At 72.9% G+C, this 20,445-nt stretch carries 19 protein-coding genes; 7 read left to right on the forward strand and 12 right to left on the reverse strand.

Annotated elements, in window-relative coordinates:
- Positions 1-2: 2 nt before the first annotated feature.
- On the forward strand, positions 3-491 hold the full coding sequence (locus tag DER29_RS05130; protein WP_121396276.1) for a pyridoxamine 5'-phosphate oxidase family protein: 489 nt from the start codon (positions 3-5) through the stop codon (positions 489-491).
- A gap of 28 nt (positions 492-519) precedes the next feature.
- Here the strand turns inward: DER29_RS05130 and DER29_RS05135 are convergent, their stop codons facing one another.
- The 7 genes from DER29_RS05135 to DER29_RS34455 form a co-directional block, all read right to left on the reverse strand.
- On the reverse strand, positions 520-1,152 hold the full coding sequence (locus DER29_RS05135) for a transcriptional regulator (protein WP_121396277.1): 633 nt from the start codon (positions 1,150-1,152) through the stop codon (positions 520-522).
- Positions 1,153-1,155: 3 nt separating this feature from the next.
- A complete protein-coding gene (locus DER29_RS05140; RefSeq protein WP_121396278.1) occupies positions 1,156-2,880 on the reverse strand; it encodes an acyl-CoA dehydrogenase family protein in 1,725 nt (574 codons plus the stop codon).
- A 98-nt stretch (positions 2,881-2,978) separates the two neighbouring features.
- Positions 2,979-4,028, reverse strand: a complete 1,050-nt coding sequence (locus DER29_RS05145; RefSeq protein WP_121396279.1) for a methyltransferase — start codon at positions 4,026-4,028, stop codon at positions 2,979-2,981.
- Positions 4,025-4,768 (reverse strand): N-acetyltransferase, encoded by a 744-nt coding sequence (locus DER29_RS05150; RefSeq protein ID WP_233599639.1) that lies wholly within the window; start codon positions 4,766-4,768, stop codon positions 4,025-4,027. Before DER29_RS05150 ends, DER29_RS05145 begins: the two co-directional genes overlap by 4 nt.
- Positions 4,769-4,785: 17 nt before the next feature.
- Positions 4,786-5,544, reverse strand: a complete 759-nt coding sequence (locus DER29_RS05155; protein ID WP_121396280.1) for a leucyl/phenylalanyl-tRNA--protein transferase — start codon at positions 5,542-5,544, stop codon at positions 4,786-4,788.
- On the reverse strand, positions 5,544-8,558 hold the full coding sequence (locus DER29_RS05160) for a non-ribosomal peptide synthetase (RefSeq protein WP_121396281.1): 3,015 nt from the start codon (positions 8,556-8,558) through the stop codon (positions 5,544-5,546). Before DER29_RS05160 ends, DER29_RS05155 begins: the two co-directional genes overlap by 1 nt.
- A 245-nt stretch (positions 8,559-8,803) precedes the next feature.
- The gene (locus DER29_RS34455) at positions 8,804-9,670 is read right to left on the reverse strand and encodes a helix-turn-helix transcriptional regulator (protein WP_199729133.1); all 867 of its coding nucleotides are present in this window, start codon (positions 9,668-9,670) and stop codon (positions 8,804-8,806) included.
- Positions 9,671-9,848: 178 nt separating this feature from the next.
- Between DER29_RS34455 and DER29_RS05170 the strand changes: the two genes are divergently transcribed.
- Complete coding sequence (locus DER29_RS05170) at positions 9,849-10,778, forward strand: isopenicillin N synthase family oxygenase (protein WP_199729135.1); 930 nt, start codon at positions 9,849-9,851, stop codon at positions 10,776-10,778.
- 88 nt (positions 10,779-10,866) lie between these two features.
- Here DER29_RS05170 and ispH read toward each other — a convergent pair whose 3' ends face one another.
- On the reverse strand, positions 10,867-11,811 hold the full coding sequence (ispH, locus tag DER29_RS05175) for a 4-hydroxy-3-methylbut-2-enyl diphosphate reductase (RefSeq protein WP_233599640.1): 945 nt from the start codon (positions 11,809-11,811) through the stop codon (positions 10,867-10,869).
- 199 nt (positions 11,812-12,010) lie between these two features.
- Positions 12,011-12,595: a TetR/AcrR family transcriptional regulator gene (locus DER29_RS05180; protein ID WP_121396284.1), complete on the reverse strand. Its 585-nt coding sequence runs from the start codon at positions 12,593-12,595 to the stop codon at positions 12,011-12,013.
- Positions 12,596-12,688: 93 nt separating this feature from the next.
- Here DER29_RS05180 and DER29_RS05185 point away from each other — a divergent pair, with 93 nt between their 5' ends.
- From DER29_RS05185 to DER29_RS05200, 4 genes are all read left to right on the forward strand, one after another.
- Positions 12,689-14,080, forward strand: a complete 1,392-nt coding sequence (locus DER29_RS05185) for an MFS transporter (protein ID WP_121396285.1) — start codon at positions 12,689-12,691, stop codon at positions 14,078-14,080.
- A 261-nt stretch (positions 14,081-14,341) separates the two neighbouring features.
- The gene (locus DER29_RS05190) at positions 14,342-14,563 is read left to right on the forward strand and encodes a hypothetical protein (RefSeq protein ID WP_148709976.1); all 222 of its coding nucleotides are present in this window, start codon (positions 14,342-14,344) and stop codon (positions 14,561-14,563) included.
- 186 nt (positions 14,564-14,749) lie between these two features.
- Positions 14,750-15,139, forward strand: coding sequence for a hypothetical protein (locus tag DER29_RS05195; RefSeq protein ID WP_121396287.1), 390 nt, complete (start codon positions 14,750-14,752; stop codon positions 15,137-15,139).
- Complete coding sequence (locus tag DER29_RS05200) at positions 15,136-15,510, forward strand: transcriptional regulator (protein WP_233599641.1); 375 nt, start codon at positions 15,136-15,138, stop codon at positions 15,508-15,510. Before DER29_RS05195 ends, DER29_RS05200 begins: the two co-directional genes overlap by 4 nt.
- 100 nt (positions 15,511-15,610) lie before the next feature.
- On the opposite strand, the gene DER29_RS05205 is transcribed toward DER29_RS05200, so the two are convergent.
- The gene (locus tag DER29_RS05205; protein WP_121396288.1) at positions 15,611-15,970 is read right to left on the reverse strand and encodes a metalloregulator ArsR/SmtB family transcription factor; all 360 of its coding nucleotides are present in this window, start codon (positions 15,968-15,970) and stop codon (positions 15,611-15,613) included.
- Between the two features lie 40 nt (positions 15,971-16,010).
- On the opposite strand from DER29_RS05205, the gene DER29_RS05210 reads away from it, so the two are divergent.
- Positions 16,011-17,102: a cation diffusion facilitator family transporter gene (locus tag DER29_RS05210; RefSeq protein WP_121396289.1), complete on the forward strand. Its 1,092-nt coding sequence runs from the start codon at positions 16,011-16,013 to the stop codon at positions 17,100-17,102.
- Between the two features lie 67 nt (positions 17,103-17,169).
- Here the strand turns inward: DER29_RS05210 and DER29_RS05215 are convergent, their stop codons facing one another.
- Together DER29_RS05215 and DER29_RS05220 are read right to left on the reverse strand one after the other, a co-directional pair.
- Positions 17,170-18,135, reverse strand: a complete 966-nt coding sequence (locus tag DER29_RS05215; RefSeq protein WP_158618969.1) for a ParB/RepB/Spo0J family partition protein — start codon at positions 18,133-18,135, stop codon at positions 17,170-17,172.
- Between the two features lie 298 nt (positions 18,136-18,433).
- The gene (locus DER29_RS05220; protein WP_158618970.1) at positions 18,434-20,434 is read right to left on the reverse strand and encodes a tachylectin-related carbohydrate-binding protein; all 2,001 of its coding nucleotides are present in this window, start codon (positions 20,432-20,434) and stop codon (positions 18,434-18,436) included.
- Positions 20,435-20,445 lie beyond the last annotated feature (11 nt).

Genomic DNA, 20,445 nt, shown 5'->3' on the forward strand with positions numbered 1-20,445 from the left:
CCATGGAACTCGTCGACCGGCTGCACCGCGTCCTCGCCGACGCGAAGTACCTGTCCCTGTCCACGGTTTCCCCCGACCGCCGGCCGTGGACGGCGGTGCTGCAGTACGCGTGGCTGCCCGACCCGCTGCGCTTCCTGTTCGGCTCCGCGACCCAGTCCCGGCACAGCCGGCACGTGGCGGCCCGCCCGACGGTGAGCGGGGCGCTCTTCGTCACCGGCGACGGCGGGCTCACCGAGGTCGACGGCGCCCAGTTCACCGGCACCTGCCGGGAGCTGACCGCCGACGAGGTACGCGCCCACCACGGCACGTTCTACGACGCCCTGCTGCCGGACGAGACCAGCAGGGCGGAGTACACCCTGCCCGTGTCGGCGCTGCTGCCGCCGGCGGAGCACCGCATCTACCAGATCTCGGTGGACCGCGTGTGGCTCGTCGACACCAGCACCTGGATCGAGGACCGGATCGACCGCCGGATCGAGGTGGACCTGCCCTGAGCGGGGCGGGTCCACCCCGGTCCCGGGGTCACTCTGCCATCGTCGCCCAGAACACCGCCTCGTAGGCGTGCACCATCCGCGCCGCGCGCAGGGCCTCCACCGGGTCGTCGCCCGCCGAGAGGCCGGCCGACACCACCCCGGCCGCCTGCTCCAGCACCTCGTCCGGCGTCTCGGCGAAGTAGCGGAAGTGCGCGACCGCCTCGTCGGGGAACCCGTACCGCGCCTGGAGGGCGTCGGCCACCCGGGCGTAGAAGCCGCCCGACTCCTCGACGTTGACCAGCAGGGCCAGCGGGATCGCCGACCGCGGCCCGAACACGGCGGTCCGGACGATGAAGGCGGGGTACGCCTGGGCCAGCGGTCGCGGCTCGTGCGCCCGCAGCTCCTTCTCCCCCAGGCCCACCGCGGCGGCGAAGGCCGGCAGCAGGCCCAGCGCCTCCTCCTCGGCGCCCGCCATCGCCAGGAACAACGGCTCGGGGAAGCGGGCCGCCAGGAACGCGAAGCTGCTCCGGTCGCTGGACACCAGGTGGTACAGCTCGCCGGCCAGGGCGCGCAGCCGGTCGACCGGCACCTCACCGCGCTCCAGCAGCTCCAGGAACCGGTTGGGCGCCAGCTCCAGCGACCGCCGGCCCTGTGCCACCAGCTCTGCCACGTGCTCGTCCACTAGTCACCTCCGAATCGTGCGGTGCAGGTTCGGGCCGCTCGCCGGTCCCGGTTCGGGCTCGGCGATCCACGGCCCCTCGATGGACGCGTCGAGCACGCCCTCTTCCAACCAGGTGAAGCTGCCGCCCAGCACCCGCCGGGCGACCGCGACGTCGTCGCCGTCGGTGTTGTCCCCCAGCCGCCGGCGGAGCTCCGCCACCCGCTGGCGGGACTGTCGGCAGAAGGCGTCGGCCAGCTCGACCGCCGTGCCGCCGAGCGCCTTGGCGTACACGCAGGCGGCGGTCATCGCGTACAGCTCGGCGGCGACGTCCACGACGCGGCCGAGGAAGAGCTGCCGCTGGGCGACCGCCTCGCCCCACCGCTCCCGGCCGTCGGCGAGGTGCCGGGCCAGCTCGGCGCTCGTCGCGTCGACGAACGACAGGTGCCCGGCCAGGTCGCCGAAGCCCGGCGGCGGCGTGAACGGCGTCGACCGGTCGGCCGGTCCCCGTTCGTCCGCCAGCGCGTCGGTCCCGACGAACACCCGCAGCGCCTCGCTGGAGCCGTCGAAGATCCGACCGATGCGCAGGTCCCGGAACAGCTGCTCGACGGGGACGCCGCGCTCACCGCGCGCGGCGGCCGACTCCGCGGTCTCGTACCCGCGACCGCCCCGGATCTGCATGAGCTCGTCGACGATCCGCCACGCCTGCTCCGACGCGAACAGCTTCGCCAGCTCGGCCTCCGTGTGCGTGTCCAGCACGCCGGCGTCGGCGTGCCGGCCGGACACCTCGACCATGGCCTCCAGGGCGAAGGCGGTCGCCGCGATGTAGGCGATCTTGCCCGCCACCGCCTCGTGCTCGCCGATCGGACGGTCCCACTGCACACGGACGCCCGACCACTCGCGGGCGATCCTGAGGCTCCACTTGGCGGCGGCGGCGCAGACGGCGGGCATGGAGAGCCGGCCGGTGTCCTGCGCGGCGAGCGCCACCTGGAGCCCCTCCCCCTCCGGCCCGATCCGGCGGCTCGCGGGCACCACGACGTCGTGCAGCCGGACGACCCCGTTCTCCAAACCGCGCAGCCCCAGGAAGGAGCTGCGGTGCTCCACGGTGACCCCGGGCGCGTCGGCCTCCACGACGAACGCGGACATGCCTCCCGGGCCGCTGCCGGAGGGCGGGACCACGGCCATCACCACGATCAGGTGGGCGATGGTGCCGTTGGTCGTCCACAGCTTCACCCCGTCGAGCCGGTAGCCGCCGTCGTCGGTGGGCGTGGCGGTGGTCCGCATCCGGAAGGGATCGTTGCCGATGTCCGGCTCGGTGAGGGCGAAGGCGGAGATCTCGCGTACGCACCTCGGCAGCAGCTCACGCCGCTGCGCGTCGGTGCCGAACAGCCGCAGCGGCTGGATGAGGCCGATCGCCTGGTGCGCGCCGAGCAGCTCACCGAGCGAGGAGTGCGCGGTACTGACGATCATCAGCGCCCGGTGGTAGCAGACCCCCGACAGGCCGAGCCCGCCGTACTCCCGGGGGAGCTTGACGGCGAACGCGCCGAGGTCGCGCAGGCCGTCGACCACCTCGTCGGGGATCCGGTCCTCGCGCTCGATGAGCCGGCCGTCCACCTTGTCGGCGCAGAACGCGCGCAGCCGCGCGAGGAACGCCTCGGCGTCGGCGTCGATCCCGGCGTCGGGCAGTGGGTCGAGCAGGTCGACCCGCAGCCTGCCGCGCAGGAGTTCGCTGCCGAAACTCGGTCTGGACATCGTTGCCTCCCCGGTCGACGGGTGCTCTGGATCGGGACACGGACGGGCCACGCCCACCCCGCCCGGGGCGGTGTGGACATGGCCCGTACTCGACGTGCTCAGCTCGCCGGAACGGCCTTGATCAGGGAGAGCGGCCCGGCGGCGCCGTGTCCGCACCACTCGACGGTGAAGCCGGTGTCGGCGAGCAGGGCCCGGAACTCGCTCTCGGTGCGCTCCCGACCGCCCGCGGTCACCAGCATGTTGATGTCCGTGTAGAACATCACCGGGTTGTCGGTGTTCGCGGTGTCCGGCAGCACCGAGCCGACGATCAGCAGCGTCGCGTCGGCGGGCATGTGCGCGCGCACCGTGCTCAGCAGCTTCCGGGCGTTCTCGTCGTTCCAGTCCTGGAAGACGCTCTTGATGATGTACAGCTCGCCGCCCCCGGGGACCGACGAGAAGAAGTCGCCCGCCACGATCTCGCAGCGGTCGGACACCCCGGCCGCGGCGAGCACGCCGGCGGCCTCGGCGACGCCCGCGGCGCTGTCGAAGCACACCCCGGTCAGGTGCTCGTGGGTGCCGAGGATCGCGGCGAGCAGCGTGCCGTCGCCGCCGCCGACGTCCACGACGGTACGGACGCCGGAGAAGTCGTACCCGTTCGCGACGAGTTGGGCGGACACCCTCGACTCCTGCCCCATCGCCACGTTGAACAGCGCGGACAGCTCGGGGTGCTCGGCGAGGTGCTCGTAGGCGTTCCGGCCGTGCACGTGGTCGAAGGCGCACTCACCGGTCTCGATGGTGTGCCGCACCTGCTGCCAGGACGAGAACAGCGTGGGGTTGGTGAAGAACCGGGTGAACGCCCACAGCGAGTTCGGCGAGTCGGTGCGCAGCTGCTCGCCCACCTCCGTCAGCCGGAACTCGCCCGGCGTCGGCTCGGCCAGCAGGCCGACGGCCACGAGGGTCCGCAGCAGCCGGTGCAGCGACGGCGCGTGGGTGCCCGTCGCCTCGGCGAGCTGCGCGCTCGTGACGCGGCCGTCGTGGATGTGGTCGGCGAGCTTCAGCTCGGCGGCGAGCGCGAGCGACTGCGAGGCCATGTACCCGCCGATGATCTCGATCAGCGCGGCGCGGTTGCGGATCTTGGAGGCCAGGGTGGTCGGGACGGTGCTGGTCATGAGGCATGCCTTTCCGCGAGGGAGTGTCGGACCCACACGTTGGGTTCGACGTAGACGGCGTGGTCGTGGTCGACGTTCACCTCGACCGGGGTCAGGGCACCCGGCACGACGACCGGTCCGCTGGTGTCGAAGGGCAGCCCGGTCCAGGCGCGCCACTGCGCGAGGCTGCCGGAGATCGTCATGGAGGCCGGGCAGACGTCGAGGACCTGACCGCCCGCCCGGACGTGGACGCGCAGCCACGGGTCGGCCGGCAGCCCGTCGTCGCGGGTCCGGGCGGCGTACCCGGTCATCGGCTCGTGCGGCTCGGCGTGCTTGCCGCTGGGCCGGACCGGCCCGACGACGTCGCGGTAGCCGTGCCGGCGGGCGTTGTCCTTGACCGCCGCCAGGACGCGCCCCGACATGTTCCGGGCCTGCATGCCGGGCACCACGGCTATCTCCAGCGCGCACAGCGCGGTGAGCTCGCGGCCGGCGGAGGTGTCGAGCATGCTCATCCCCAGCACCGCGTCCCAGCCGGTGTCGGGCAGGCTCGCCGGGTCGCCGTCCCACGCGAACGGCACGGCGGCCGCGCGGGCCACCACCGTGTCGTCGGATTCGACGACGACAAGCTGGTGCTCCGGGTACCGGTCGAAGGCCCAGCCGATCACCATCGGCTCGGGCGGGATGTACTCGGGCCACGAGGCCTCCATGTGGAGCATCGCGTCCCGCAGGTCCGGTCGCTCGGCGAGCGTCAACACGCGCACGGGGTCACCTCCGTCGGTCAGGCGGCCAGGCTGCGCGCGGGCAGCGGGTCCGCGGGCATGGCGCAGTGGTCGTCGGCGTGCCTGCGCAGCAGCGCCAGGTATTCGGCGCGGGGCACCGCGACCGCGCCGATGAGCTTCGCGTGGTCGCCGTCGTGCTGGACGTCGACCGCCACGCCGCCGCTCTCCGCGACGCGCCGCACCAGGCACGCGACCGCGACCTTCGCGGCGCCGCTGCGCAGGGCGAACTGGGAGTCGGCGCTGAACACGCCGCCGACCCGTACGCCGAACGTGCCGCCGACCAGCTCGTCGCCCTCCCACACCTCGACGCTGTGGGCGTGCCCCGCCGCGTGCAGCTCGCGCAGCGCCGACACGAGCCGGTCGGTCAGCCACCGGGGCTCGCGGCCCACGCGGCAGTGCTGCACCACCCGGTCGAAGCAGACGTCGAGCGTCGTCGTCCACTCGACCTTGTTGCGCAGCTGCCGCCGCAGGCTGCGCTGGATGCGGGCCCGGTCGACGTGGATCACCGGGCGCGGGTCGGGCGAGCACCAGGCGACGGCGTACGGGTCGGCGCTCCCGGCGAGCACCGCGATCCGACCGGCGGCGACGTCCGCCTCGTAGGTGAACTCGCTGACGATCTTCCGCTCCTCGGTGTCGGCCGGGAACGGGAACAGCCCGTGCCGGTAGGCGCCGAGAAGCGTCGTCGCGGACAGGTCGTCGCCGAACGCGACCGGACCCTCGGTGGGGGCGTGGGTGAGGTCGAGCGTCTCCCAGGCCATCACGCGGCCCGCAGGAACTCGGTGCGGGTCAGGTAGCCGATGTAGCGGTCGAGCATCTCCGCGTCCACCGTGGGGATCTCGATGCCGCTGCCGCGCAACGCGTGCTCCACGTTGGTGCGGGAGAAGACCGGGAACGTCGTCTCCAGGTACATCTCCGCGACGCTCATCTGGCCCGTCGCGCAGCGGTCGATGAACAGCGGCGCGAAGGGGGTCATCGGATGGTCGGGCTGTTCGACCGCGACCCGCACCATCTCGTCGAGCCACTCGGCCCAGGACACCTCGCGGATGTCGTGCCCGTGCGCCCGCAGGCGCTCGACCAGCACCGAGATGTTGACCTTCCCGGGGTTGGTGAGGTGGTAGACCTCGCCGGCGGGCCGGGACGACCGGGCGATGTGCGCGACCGCGGCGGCGAACACGTCGACCGGCGTGTAGTCCAGCGGCAGCTCCGCGACCGGGGCGGTGCCGGTGTCCACCACGAACTTCTTCATCGCGCACATCTCCGTGGCGATGTTCCACGCGCCGTTGACCCGGTCGCCGGAGATGTCGGCGGCCCGGTAGATCGCCACCGGCAGCCCCTGCTCGGCCGCCCGGTGCAGCAGCGCCTCGGCCACCCACTTGCTCTCCACGTACCCGACGGAGAGGTGGTCGGCGTACGCCAGGGGGGTGTCCTCGTCGACGTGCCGGACGCCGGCGGTGCCGAAGCCCGCGACCACGGCCATGGTCGAGGTGTAGTGGATCGGGACGTTGCGGTGCCGCGCGGCCATCCGGATGATCTCGCGGGTGCCGTCGACGTTCGCCGGCCGCATGTGCGAGTACGGGTAGATGAAGTTGACCGCCCCGCCGGGGTGGTGGATGACGTCGACCGTGCGCGCCAGCTCGTCGAAGGCGGCCTCGGACAGGCCGAGCCCGGGTGCCGCGAGATCGCCGGGGACGGCGACGATCCGGCCCGCCGCCTGGTGGCCGGCGAGGTCCTCGCCGAAGTAGTGCCGCGCATTGGCCTGGATGCGAGCCAGGCCCTGCTCCGGCCCGTCGGCGCGCACGAGGCAGTGCACCACCGCGTCCGTGCTGGTCAGCAGCTCCCGCAGCAGGTAGATGCCCAGGAAGCCCGTGGCGCCGGTGAGGAACACGTGGCGGGGGTCCCGCCAGCGCGGCTCGCCGGGCACGTCGCGCCGGATCTCCACGTCCAGCTCCGTCTCGGCGGCGAAGTCCACCCGCCTGCGGGTGTCGTCGCCGGCGAGCGTGCCTTCCCGGGCCTCGCGCACCGCCCGCGCCAGGCCGCGCGGCGTCGCGTCCTCCAGCAGCAGCCGGATCAGCGGACGTACCTGGGTGATGAGCACGCCGAAGGAGCCGCGGATCTTCGCGAGCAGCTCGGCGGCGAGGATCGAGTTGCCGCCCTGCGCGAAGAAGTTGTCGTCCGGCAGCACCCGGGGCACGCCGAGCACCTGCGCCCACAGCCGGGTCACGCCGCGCTCCACCAGGTCGACGGGCGTGTCGTCGCCGCTGTCCGACGCGACCGCCGTGACCCGCGGCGCGGGCAGCGCGGCCAGGTCGACCTTGCCGTTGGTCTTCAGCGGCAGCTCGTCGAGGGCGACGAACGTCGTCGGCACCATGTAGTCGGGCAGGTGGCGGCCGACGAACTCGCGCAGCTCCGCGACGTCCAGGGGCCGCGGGCCGGTGTGGTACGCGACCAGGCGCCGCTGGCCGTCGTGCTCGTACGTGGTGACGGCGACCGTGTCGACGCCGTCGTGCGCCGCCAGCGCCGCCTCGATCTCGCCGGGCTCCACCCGGAAGCCACGGATCTTTACCTGCCGGTCGATGCGCCCGACCACCTCGAGGTTGCCCTCGGCGGTCCAGGCGCCCAGGTCACCGGTCCGGTACATCCGCGCGCCCGGCTCGGACGCGAACGGGTCCGCACGGAAGCGGCCGGCGTCGTCCTCGGTCAGGTAGCCGCGCGCCACGCCGCGACCGCCGATGTGGATCTCGCCGCGCTCGCCGGGGCCGACCGGCCGGTCGTGCTCGTCGAGGACGTACACGACGGTGCCGGGCAGTGGCCGGCCGACCGGGGCCGCGCCGCGGGCGGGCAGCACGTCGGCGGTCAGGTCCATCAGACAGGAGGTGATCGTGGTCTCGGTGAGCCCGTAGGCGTTGACCAGCCGCACCCCGGGCATCAGGTCCAGCGCCGTGCGGCAGTCTTCCGCGTTGACCGCCTCGCCGCCCACGATGACCATCCGGACCGGCAGGTCGCGGGCCCCCGCGCCGGCCTCGGCGAGGAAGCGGCGCCAGTACGCGGGGGTCAGGTCCATGACGGTGACCCCGTGGTGGCGCAGCCGCTCCGGCAGCTCGCTGGGCGCCCAGCTCAGCTCGGGCAGCACCAGCGTCGCCCCGCCGAGCAGCGCGACCGTGATCTGCTCGATGGAGGTGTCGAAGGAGAGCGCGCCGAACTGCAACACCCGGTCGTCGGGGGTGACGCCGTAGCGGCCGGTCAGTTCCCCGCACAGGTAGCTCAGCGAGTCGTGGTTGACCACGACGCCCTTCGGCGTGCCCGTGGAGCCCGACGTGTAGATGATGTAGGCGGCGTCCCCGCCGCCCACCGCCACGGCCGGGGCGGTCGCGGCGCCGTCCGCGGCGCTCGCGGTGAGCGCCCTGACCGGCAGGTCGGCGAACCGCGCCACGTCACGCCCGTGGGTGATGACGGTGGTGCAGTCGGTCTCCTTCACGAACGCCTCGACCCGGCTGTCCGGCAGCCCCGGATCCACGGGCAGGTAGGCCGCGCCCGCCTTCCAGATGGCGAGCAGGCCGACGATGGCGTCGATGGAGCGTTCCAGGTGGACCATGACCACGGAGTCCGCGCCGACGCCCTCGTCGACGAGGTGGCGGGCCAGGCCGTTGGCCCGGCGCTCAAGGTCCGCGTAGCTGAGGTGCGCGTCGCCCTGCACGACCGCGGTCCGGTCGGGCTGCGACGCCGCGCGGACGGCGATGAGTTCGTGGACACGCGGTTGCGTACGGATGTTCATGTTTTCCCTCGGGTGTGAGCACGGTCGTACCCGTGGATTTACCTGCCGCTGACCCAACGAAATTCGATACGGGCGACACTACTGCCTGACGGCGGTTCCCCCGACTACCAGAATGAGCACGGGACCCGAATTGACACTACTCATCAGGGTAGTCCTTTGGACGCGGTCGACCCTTCGTCGAATTGAGCGTGAACGGCGCCGGAAAACGTAATGTGGCAGTGGTGTCCGGAAGGTCCGGACCGCCCCTACGCCGCGGAGGAGACCGGCACGTGGCGGACGAGTTCCGCCCGCGAGGAGATGCCCAGCCGGCGGAACAGGCCGCGCAGGTGGTAGTTGACCGTGTGCGGCGACAGTCGCACCCGGGTCGCGATCTGCCGGTTGGTCATGCCCTCGGCGACGAGTCGCGCGATGGCCCGCTCGACGCCGCTGAACGACTCCCACGCGCCGCCAGCGTCCGGACGGTGCTCCCGGGCGGCCGGCGCGGAGCGCAGCCCGATCCTGCGCCGCAGGTCGGCGGGGACCACTGGCTCGGCCGACGGGTCGGCGGCGCGGGACGCACCGGCCACGGCCCGGCGCAGGCGCAGGCGGTCGCGGTCGGCGCGAAGCGCCTGCCGCACGGCGGGCGGCAGGGCGTCGAGCACCGCCCACCACACCAGTTCGTGCCGGAAGGCGAGGTCGTCGCCCACCCAGTCGAGCAGTCCGGCGTCGAGCAGCGCGTCCAGGTCCGGCAGCATCTGGGCGGTGTTCCGCCCGGTCATCCCCGCCAGCTCCGCCAGCTGGCAGGAGCGGCCGAGCACGGCGGCCACCCGCAACAGCTGCCAGGATCCGGTGGGCGCGCCGCGCAGCGTGGCGCGGACCAGCTCCTGGACCCGCCTCGGCGTCCGCGCCCGGCCGGGCCCGTCGGTGACGCCCTCGACACGGATCCCCTCGCGCAGGGCGGCCAGCAGCAGCGGGTCCCCCTGCGCGGCGGCGACGAGCAGACGCACGGCGGGCTCCGCCACGACACCCGACGGGTCGGCGACGAGCCGACCCACGGCCTCCCCGGAGAGCGGGCGGCCCGCGTCGGCGAGCGTCCCGACCATCTGCGACAACTGCTCGTCCTCGTACGCCACAACACAATCGTGCACGTGAATGTCTGCCGGTCTCAACATTGCCTTACCGCCAGGTACGCCGAGCAATTACCCGCACGTGGGGGAAGCGGGGCCGCAGCGGCTTCCCGGGGGATGACTCGGGATTGCTTCGATCAATGTAATGACGTCGCGAGAGAGGCGGGCAGTTGTGGAACCCGTTGTGGTCCAGGATTTCGTACCGGCGATCGACCTGTCGGGCCGCACCACCGCCGAGGGGCGCGCGGCCATCGCGGCAGCCATCGGCAAGGCGTGCGAGGGTTCGGGGTTCTTCACCGTCGTGGGGCACGGCGTGCCCCGGGACCTGGTGAACCGCATGTACACCACCACCAAGACCTTCTTCACCCGACCGGAGGAGGAGAAGGACCGGAGCGCGAACCGCGGTTCCGGAGTGTCGGGTCTGCGCCGCCCGGGCGGCCCGTACGAGGCGTTCGCCGCGCACGTGACGGGCGACCTGAGCGACGAGGAGCGCGCGCGGCTCGGCACGCACCCGGCCACCTGGAAGGCGGCGAACATCTGGCCGGACGACGACTTCAAGGCCGTCTGGTACGAGTACATCGCCGCCATGACCGAACTGTCGGCGGACATCATGCGGCTGTTCGCGCTCGCGCTCGGGCTGCCGGAGGGCTTCTTCGACAGCAAGTTCGACGAGCACGTGTCCCTGATCATCGCCAACTACTACTACCCGACGCCCGACGACGGTGTGCTGCGGCGGGAGATGCACACCGACTGGGGCAGCCTGACGGTGCTCTACGTGGAGGACGAGCTCGGCGGGCTCCAGGTGCGGCGCGGCGACGACGACTGGCTGGACGTGCCCGCCATCCCCGGCAGCTTCGTGGTGAACATCGGCGACCTGATGGCGTTCTGGACCGGCGGCCGGTGGGCGTCGACCGTGCACCGGGTGGTCAACCCGGAGGGGACGGACGCGCCCTCGCGCGTCTCCATCCCCTTCTTCTACCTGCCCAACCACGACACCACGATCGAGCCCATGCGCCCGCTGGCCCAGGAGAGCGCCGAGGCCGGGCTCGACCGGGTGACCGTCGGGGAGTGGTTCTCGCACAAGATGCAGTCGACGTACCAGGCTTCCGCGTAGCCGGGCCGCCCCGCCGGACCGCCCCGTACGCGCGGTCCGGTGGGGCGGCGGGGCGGCGTCGTGCAACCCGACAGGCTGCGGTCCGGGGTCAGAGGGAACGCACCGCGCCCGGCATGGTGAACTCGATGGTCTCGCGGGCGACCTCGCGCTCCACCACGGTCACCGGGCCGCGCGCCCGCAGCGCCTCGACCACCCCCTCGACCAGGCGCGGCGGGGCGGACGCGCCCGCGGTGACCCCGACAATGGTGACACCCGCCAGCCACTCCGGCAGGATCTCCGCCGCGTCCTCGATGAGGTGGGCCGGTCGGCCCGCGCGGCGGGCCAGCTCGACGAGTCGTTGCGTGTTCGCCGAGTTGGTCGAGCCGACCACGAGCACGAGGTCGGACTCCTCGGCGACCGTACGCAACGCCGTCTGCCGGTTGGTCGAGGCGTAGCAGATGTCGGCCGAGGACGGCCCGCGCAGCGCCGGGAACCGTTGGCGCAGCACGTCGAGCACCTCGGCGGTCTCGTCCACGGCCAGCGTGGTCTGGGTCAGGTACGACACCCGGTCCGGGTCGGGCACCTCGACCGTGCGCGCGTCCTCCAGCGACTGCACGAGGAGCGTCCGGTCCGGCGCCTCGCCCAGGGTGCCCTCGGTCTCCTCGTGCCCCGCGTGCCCGACGAGGAGGACGGTGTCCCCCCGGTCGGCGTACCGGCGCGCCTCCGTGTGCACCTTCGCCACCAGCGGACACGTCGCGTCGAACACCTCCAGGCCGAGCCGGGCGGCCTCGGCGCGCACCACGGGCGACACCCCGTGCGCCGAGAACACCACCGTCGCGCCGGCGGGCACCTCGTCGAGTTCCTCGACGAACACGGCGCCGCGCGACTCCAGGTCGGCGACGACGTGCGCGTTGTGGACGATCTGTTTGCGGACGTACACCGGGCTGCCCCGGCTGGCGAGCGCACGCTCGACGATCTCGATCGCACGCTCGACACCGGCGCAGAACGCACGCGGTGCCGCGAGCAGTACCGTTACGGACTCGGCTACGGACATCGCGCACTCCTTCCCACGCATCTCCGCAGTATCGAGCCGCGTCCTCGCAATCCGGTGGGGTTCCGGTGGAGCACCAGGGACGACGCCCCGCGCCGACCGCGCCGGGGCCCGGTGGTGGCGGGCCCGCGCCGTCGGACCGCGACGATACGACGGGTGCCGCCGGTGGCGCCAGCGCCCGTCGGCCGTGCCTACGTGTCCGCTATCCGTCGACCCGGTAGGCGGCGAGAACCGTCTCGGAGATGAGGCGGGGGGCGTCCGCCCGGTCCACCTGCCCGCTGGCCACGTCGACGGCGGCGCCCTTCATGATGTGGTGCAGGACGCTGGTCAGCCAGCTGGCCGGCAGGTCGGCCCGGAACACCCCTTCGTCCTGACCCCGGCGGATCAACTGGTCGACGCGCCGCGCCGGCTCGGCGTGCAGCTCGTGCACGCGTTCGGGCGGCAGCGCCGCCTGCGCCGCCTCCAGGACGGCACTCGACTGGGCGATCAGCAGCCAGCTCGACCGGATCAGCACGCGCAGCGCGTCGCGCGGGTCGCCGGTCAGGTCGAGGCCCGCCAGGAGCTCCTCCCCCTCGGCCAGCACCCGGGTCAGCGCGGCCTCGACCAGGGCGTCGCGGGACGGGAAGTGACCGTAGAGGGTCACCCGACCCACCCGCGCGGCCTGTGCGATCTCGCTGACGCTCGCGTCGGGGTCACGGCTCAGGCAGGTCACCGCCGCCTCCAGGATCCTCTCCACGTTCTGCTGGGCGTCGGCCCGGCGGGTCGGCTTGGCAAGTGGGCGAGTCATGGAACTTCCCCTAAGTCGAACAGTCTTGCATGAGTTAACGTGTCTCCGTAACTTGAACACTACCGTTCAACTTGGCGGAGGAGCCTGGCAGCCATGGCGGAACCTGTGACCGCAACCGAAACTTCCACACCCGCAAGTCCGCACCCGCAGCGCTGGCGGATCCTGGGCCTCGTCGGCATCGCCCAGCTGATGCTGATCCTGGACGTCACCGTCGTCGCGATCGCCCTGCCGCACATGGGGGCGGACCTGGGCATGGAGCGGGAAGCCCTCACGTGGGTGGTGAGTGGATACACCCTCACGTTCGGCGGCCTGCTGCTGCTCGGCGGTCGCGCCGCGGACCTGTTCGGCGCCCGACGCCTCGTCCTCGCCGGGCTCCTGCTGTTCAGCGCCGCGTCCCTGACGGCGGGCCTGGCGACCAGCGGCCCCATGCTGCTGGGCGGTCGCATCGGGCAGGGCCTCGCGGCGGCGATCCTCTCCCCCGCCGCCCTGTCCCTCGTCGTCACGATCTTCGACGGCGACGAGCGCAACAAGGCGCTCGGCATCTGGTCGGCGCTCGGCGGCGGTGGCGCCGCCCTGGGCGTCCTCCTCGGCGGCCTGCTCACCGCCGGGCCGGGCTGGCCCTGGGTGTTCTTCGTCAACGTGCCGGTCGGGATCATCCTGCTGCTGGCCCTCCGGATGCAGCTTCCGCCCCAGGCGCCCACCGGCGCGACGGCCCGGCTCGACGTACCCGGCGCGGTGCTGGTGACGGCGGCCACCGGATCGCTGATCTACGCGCTGATCCGCGCCGGCGACATCGGCTGGGGCAACCCGACGATCCTGCTGCTGCTGGTGGCCGCCGTGCTCCTCTACGCCGCGTTCGTCGTCCGCCAGCGCCGCGCCGCGAGCCCGCTGATGGACGTACGGCTCCTGCTCCGTCGGCCGGTGGCGACCGGGGCGCTGCTGATCCTCGTCGCGACCGCGCTGATGATCACCGTCTTCTTCCTGGGCACGTTCTACCTCCAGAACCACCAGGGCTACGGCGCCCTGCGCACCGGGCTGCTCTTCCTGCCCGTGGCGATCACGACCATGCTCGGCGCGAACGCCGCCGGCCGCGTCATCGGCCGGATCGGGGCACGGACCCTCGGCGTCCTGGGCCTGCTCGTCTCGGCCGCCGGCATGGCGGTCCCCGCCGCCGTCGACGGGACCGCGGCCCTCGTCGTCGGGGTGAGCGTCGCCGCCGCCGGCACGGGCGTCCTCTTCGTCGTGGCGTCCGCCGTCGCGCTCGGTCAGGTCGCGCCGCAGGAGGCCGGTCTCGCGTCCGGCATCGTCAGCACCTTCCACGAGTTCGGCGCCTCGCTCGGCGCCGCCGTCGTGTCGAGCATGGCCGCGGCCAGCATCGCGGGCACCAGCACGGCCGGCTTCTCCCGCGGCTTCACCACGGGCGCCGTCATCGCCGCCGCCGCCGCGGTCCTGGCCTTCTTCCTCACCCCCCGGCCGACCCACTGAGCCCCGGCCCGGTGGTCGGTCGGGGGCCCGCCCGCCGACCACCGGGTCGGACACCGACGCGGCGGTGGGGGACGCGCGGGCGCGCCGTCCCCCACCGCCGCGTCGACGAGCCGGCGATGATGGCGGCGGGGTTCCTGCGCATGCGGACCGTCGTCGAGCCCAACGTCGTCGGGCTCGCGGTGAACGCCTTCATCACCCTCAGCGTCAACCCCACGCAGCTCGGGCAGGCCGGCGAACTGCTCGCCGCACCCCGCCGTGCTCATGATCGCCGCGACGACCGGAGACCGGAACCTGTGCGGCGAGATCGCACTGGAGAGCGACGCCGCGCTCTACGAGTTCCTGTCCGGCACCATCGGCCAGCTCCCCGGCCTCCAGCACGCCGACGTGGCCGTCGCCCTGCGTTCCGTCAAGCGGGCGGGGATGATCCTGCCGCCTGCGCCTCCCGCAGGCGAAGTGAGCCGTCGCAGCGTGGGCGCGGGTTGAGCTGAGCCACGTATCGGGCGGAGCGGACGCGCCGAACGCCAGAAGCCTCTCTCTCCGATCCCGGCACGGGAGGCGGCCCAACTTGCCCGCCAGGAAAGTACGCGCTACTTTCCTATGAGGAAAGCTACTCGTCCGATCGGGAGAGGGCCCATGAACCCACGCGAAGCAGAACAGACACTGGCACAGGTGGCCGAGCGTCGTCGTCAGAGCATCGAGGCCGGCACCGCCGCCTGGTCCCCACGCGCGCTGTGGACCATCTGCCTCGGCGTCATCGCCCTGGGTCTGCTCACCGACGCGGACATGATCTGGCTGTGGGCGTTGCTGGTGGTCCTCGGCCTGGGGACGGCGTGGAACCGCGGCGTCCAGCTCCGGCCGACCCGCTCGTCCCGGCACTGGAAGGTGGCGCTGGTGGCGACCTTCGTCCTGGCCTTCGCCGCCGACATCGCCGTGCAGTTCGTCGTCCGCGCCCTGCAGTGGCCGATGCCCAACACCCTCGGCGCCCTCGGCGCCGCCGTGACCATCGCCCTGCTCAGCCGGCCGGTGCAGGCGCGCCTGGTCGCCAGCCTGCGCCCGTGAACCGCCCCCGACCGGCGACGCCCACCGCCCCCGGCGCACCGCTGCCCGCAGCCGGCCTGGACGAGTTCCTGCACACCCCCGCCCGGTTGAACATCTGCGCTCTGCTCGCCCCGGCCGAGTGGGTGCTGTTCTCCTTCCTGCGGGACAGCATCGGCACCAGTGACTCCGCGCTGTCCAAACAACTCACGACGCTCGAACAGGCCGGCTTCGTGGAGATCCGCAAGGACCACAACGTCCGGCGTCAGACCTCCGTCCGCCTCACGGACAACGGGCGTGCGAGGTTCGACGCCTACCTGGCCAGCCTTGAGGACCTCGTCGCCCGAGCGCGCGGCGCAGCCGACAGCGCACAGATCCGGAGCGGGCAGGGCTGAACGTCCGGGATCGAACGGCCGCCCCGCCAGGGACGGCCGGCGCCGTCAGCGGCCGCCGACCGTATCGCCGCCCTCGCCGGACTCCCGCTCCTCCGGGCCGTCAGTCGTGGTCGGGGATGCCGGCCACCCGGTGCGACGCGGCGTGCATCACTTCGGTTGCCAGCCGACGCACGTGACCTCCCCTGGCGCGGTACAGCGCGCGTCGGCCGTCGCGCCGCATGGTGACCAGTCCTGCCAGCCGCAGCTTGCCCAGGTGCTGCGACACCGCCGGCCGCGCCACTCCCAGCGCCGCCACCAGCGCGGTCACGTCGTGCTCCCCGTCGACGAGCAGCCACATCAACCGCAGCCGCGTGCCGTCCGCGAGCATCCGCAACATCTCGGTTGCCGCCTCGACCTGGCTGTCGACAGGGAGACGTTGTTGCAGGTCGTTGGCACCTGCAACATTGTCGCGTGCGTACATGAGCACATATTATCGCCACCGTCGGGGATGCCGGTCCGCTATGCCGTCAAGGACGTTGGGAGACGCGGTGAACGACCACGGGCACACCCAGGATCACGACCACCCGCACGAACACGGCCACCACCACGGGGGCCGGCTCGCCGCGTGGCGGCATCGGCTGACCCACGCGGTCGTCCCCCACTCGCACGACTCCCGCGCGAAGATCGACCCGGCGTTGGAGTCCTCCCGTGCGGGGCTACGCGCCCTGTGGATCTCACTCGTGGGCCTCGGGATCACCGCCGTCGCCCAGGCCGTCATCGTCGTGCTGTCCGGCTCGGTCGCCCTGCTCGGCGACACCCTGCACAACGTCGCCGACGCCCTGACCGCCGTACCGCTGGCGATCGCCTTCCTCCTCGGCCGGCGTGCCGCCACCCGCGCCTACACCTACGGCTACGGCCGCGCCGAGGACATCGCCGGGATCATCATCGTCGCGGTCATCGCGGCGTCCGCCGTCGCCGCCGCCTGGACCGCCGTCGCCCGGCTGCTGCACCCGGCCGAAGTGACCCACCTGCCCTGGGTGGCCGCCGCCGGCTTCGTCGGCTTCGTCGGCAACGAGCTGGTCGCCCGCTACCGCATCCGCGTCGGCCGCCGCATCGGCTCCGCCGCCCTGGTCGCCGACGGCCTGCACGCCCGCACCGACGGCTACACCTCCCTCGCCGTGCTCCTCGCCGCCGGTGGGGCCGCCCTCGGCTGGCGCTGGGCCGACCCGGTCGTCGGCCTGGCGATCGCCGTCGCCATCGCCTTCGTCCTCAGGGACGCCGCCCGCGAGGTCTACCGGCGGCTCATGGACGCCGTCGACCCCGCCATCGTCGACCAGGCCGAAACCACGCTGCGCGCCGTCGACGGCGTCCGCGACGTCACCACGGTCCGGCTCCGCTGGATCGGCCACCGCCTGCACGCCGAAGCCGAACTCGTCGTGGACGCCCACCTCAGCCTCGTCGCCGCCCACGAGATCGCCGCCGACGCCGAACACCAACTCACCCACGCCGTACCGCGACTGACCAGCGCCACCGTCCACACCGATCCGGACTGCCACCCCGGCGCCCACCACCACGCCGACCTGTCCCACGAGCGCCGGCAGCCGACCCGCTGACGCTGGCCGGCTCACCGACGGCGGTGGGCACCCCTCGCCGGCGGGCGACCGCTCGTTCGAAAAGCGGTCAACCCGATCGGGACGGAGTCTTCTCCTCGCCGAACTGGTCGGCGAAGTCGAGCCAGCCGCTGGCGCAGGCACGGGCGACCGCGTCCAACGAATGCCGGCAGTGGACGGGTGCCACGCCCTCCATCGAGTCGGACTGCTCGAGGAACGCCAGCGTGGCCGACACCAGTCGGAGCAGCGCCCGGCCCTGGTCCGTGTAGCGCAGCGCCGGCTCCTGGACCAACCACCCCAACTGGGCCCGAATCCTGCGCACGCTGAGCTGTCCGGCGTCCGCCGCGACCCGCTGCGCCGCCACGGGCCGTGCCGCGCCGGCGGTGTGGCTGACCAGCTCGGGCTCACCGCCCAACATCCGCCGCCGTACGTCCAGGGCGGTGCCGACGGACACGCCGGCGCGGCGGGCCACCTCGCGCAGGCTGGCTGACGGTTCCTCGCGCATGATCTGCTCGGCCGTCCGGCGGCCCTCCTCGACGGAGAGCGGGTGGCGTCTGCCGTCGCGGCCGATCCGGGTCCCGAGCCGCTGACCGGTGTCGGCCGAATCCTGTCGCGCCTTGGCGACCGTGCGCGGCGCGACCCCGCACACGGAGGCGATCCAGCGGTCCGACCAGTCGGGATACGTGTCGAGGATGCGCCGTACCGCCGCCGCGCGGTCCTTCACGCGCAGCGCCTTGCCGTGGGTCGCGTTGAGCCGCACCGCGAGGACGAACGCCTCCTCGGAGGTCCCGTCGAAGTACACCACGGGCACCTGCCGCTGGCCGCGCGTGCGCGCCGCGGCCAGCCGGTGCAGCCCGTCCACCACCCGCATCGTCGACCGGTGCACGACCAGTGGCGGCAGCTCGTCCGCCAGCCCGGCCAGGAGGTGCACATGAGAGCCGTCGATGCCGTCGAGCCGGGGTGAGAGCCCGTTCCGCAGCAGTGCGACGTCCACCTGTTCGGCCTTGCCACGGATGCGCTCGAGCGCATCCGCCACGTGCTCTTCCGCCGGAACGGCCTGCGGAAGTGCGACGTCGGTCCTCGCCGTCGGTACAGGACACATCTGCCTTTTCCCATCAGGAAGCAGCGACCCGGACAACCGCGTCGGTCGGGTGGGCAGCTAGAAGCTAGCGCGCCCCGGAGACCGGTGGGTACAACCGCCGTACACGCTGCGTACAAGCCGCTCGCGGGCCCGGCCGACGACCGGCACCGCGTGACCGACCTGGTCGCACCAGGCAGCGGGAAGGGGCCCGGGGGCGGTCAGCCCACGGGCCCCTTCCGGGTCCAGCCTCCGGTCAGTCGACGGGAGGCGGTGGGGGCAGCACGTGCCGGTGGAAGACCGGACGCTCGGTCGATGCGCTGGTCGTACGGGCACGGGCCGCGCCGGCGATCCAGGAGGTCGGCTCCTGGACGGTGTACAACCGCAGCGAGCCGGCGGGGGTACGGGCGAGGTAGGCCACGTTCGCACCGTTGGCGTTGACGAAGCTGAACGCGGTCGGATCGGTGGCGTAGGTCTCGAACGCGTCCTGGGCCGGGATGAAGGCGCCCCAGGTGCCGCTGCCCTGCGCCGTCTCGGCGGCGTAGTGGATGTAGCCGTCGGTGCCACGCACGTAGACGCCGATGCGGCCCGTGACCGGGCTCAGCAACGCGCTCGGCGCGCCCGCCGGAACGACACCGGTGCCGCCGACCGGCGTCCACGTCCCGGTGAAGGTGCCGTCGACACGGCGTTCGGTGGCCGCGATCCGGCCGACGGAGTTGCGGGAGAAGATCCGCAGCCGGTAGCCGGGCATCACCACCACGGCCGGGGTGCCGGTGAAACCGCTGCCGCCGAGGCTGGTCCACGCCCCCAGCGTGCCGCCCGTGTAGAGGGCCGCCTGCAACGTGCCGGCGCTGTCCGCGACGACGACCAGGGCGCTCGCGTTGGCCAGCGGCACCGCCACCGGGGTGCCGGTCAGGCCGCTGCCACCGAGCTTGCGCCAGGCCAGCAGGTCCGCGTGCGCCGGGTCCTGCCGCCGGGCCCACAGGGCGCCGCCCGCGTCCACCGCGAACACGACCTCACGCTGGTCGGAGAGGCGCGCCACGGCGGGGTTGGTGGCCATCCGGCCGCCCAGGTCGGCCCAACCGCCCCAGCCGGGGCTGCCGGCGGCCGACTGGGTACGGGTCCAGACGTCGCTGTTGATGTTGCGAGCCGTGATCCGGGTGAGGTTCTGGGTGTTCTCCGACACCGCCGGCACGCCGCTGAAGCCCTCGCTGCCGGAGACCGCGGTCAGTTGCAGCGAGCTGAAGTTGTCCGGGCTCATCCGGCCGTGCAGCAGCCGGCCGATGTTGTCAGTGTGCGCGAGCTCGATGCTGTTGGAGTTGGCCTGCGTCACGCTCGCCGCCGCGTACTGGGCCACCGGCACCGCCGGCCGGGCCGGGACGTGCGAGGCGGTCAGCGTGCAGGCGTTGGTGATGGCCGCGACGTTGCTGAAGCTCTGCCAGCCGGAGGTGCTGATGGTCCGGCGCAGGACCACCCAGGTGTTGTTGTCCTCGCGGAAGCGGTACTGCGCCATGAGCCCGCTGGCCTCGATGCCGAACAGGGTGTCCCCGCCGGCCGAGACGACGCCCTTGGTGAACACGTTCCAGCCCGTGCCGAGCGACTGGTGGTAGTCGATCCACCGCTGGCTGTCCGCGTCGTACCGGTAGCGGTAGAGCCGGCCGTCGGTGGCGTCCCGGGCGAACAGCACGCCCTGGCCGGCGGCGACGATGAGGTTGAACCGGCCCCACCCCGTGTCGAGCAGGCGATCCGAGAAGGCCCAGGCGCCGGCCGCCTCGTCGTAGCGGTAGGTGCGCAGCCTGCCCAGCCCGTCGACGGCGTAGAAGTCGCCCCGCTCGTCAACGGTGATCTTGTTCCGGGCGCTGGCGCTCGCGAACTGGGTGAAGCCGGTGCTGATCCGCTGGCCTTCGCTGCCGTTGATCTTCTCCCAGCCGCTGCTCGTCCAGCGGTAGCGGTACAGCCCGTTCGCGTTGATGCCGTAGACCCGCCCACCCGGGCCACCGATGACCCGGCCGTAGGTCTGCCAGCCGTTGCCGATCTGGCTGCGGGCCGAGAAGCTCAGGCTCGTGCTGCCGGGCGAATTGACCGGGTAACGCCAGAGCCTGCCGGTGGTGTCGGCGGCGAAGAACGACGTCTGGGCGGCGCAGCTCACCGTGTCGGCGGCGTACGCGGGCGTCGGCGCGACCACCGCCAGCAGCGCCGCGGCCAGCGCCGCGACCTGCGCGGCGGCGAATCTACCGCGCCATCGTGACCGATTCATGACATGCCTTT

Source organism: Micromonospora sp. M71_S20 (assembly GCF_003664255.1).
In the GTDB taxonomy this organism is placed as follows: domain Bacteria; phylum Actinomycetota; class Actinomycetes; order Mycobacteriales; family Micromonosporaceae; genus Micromonospora.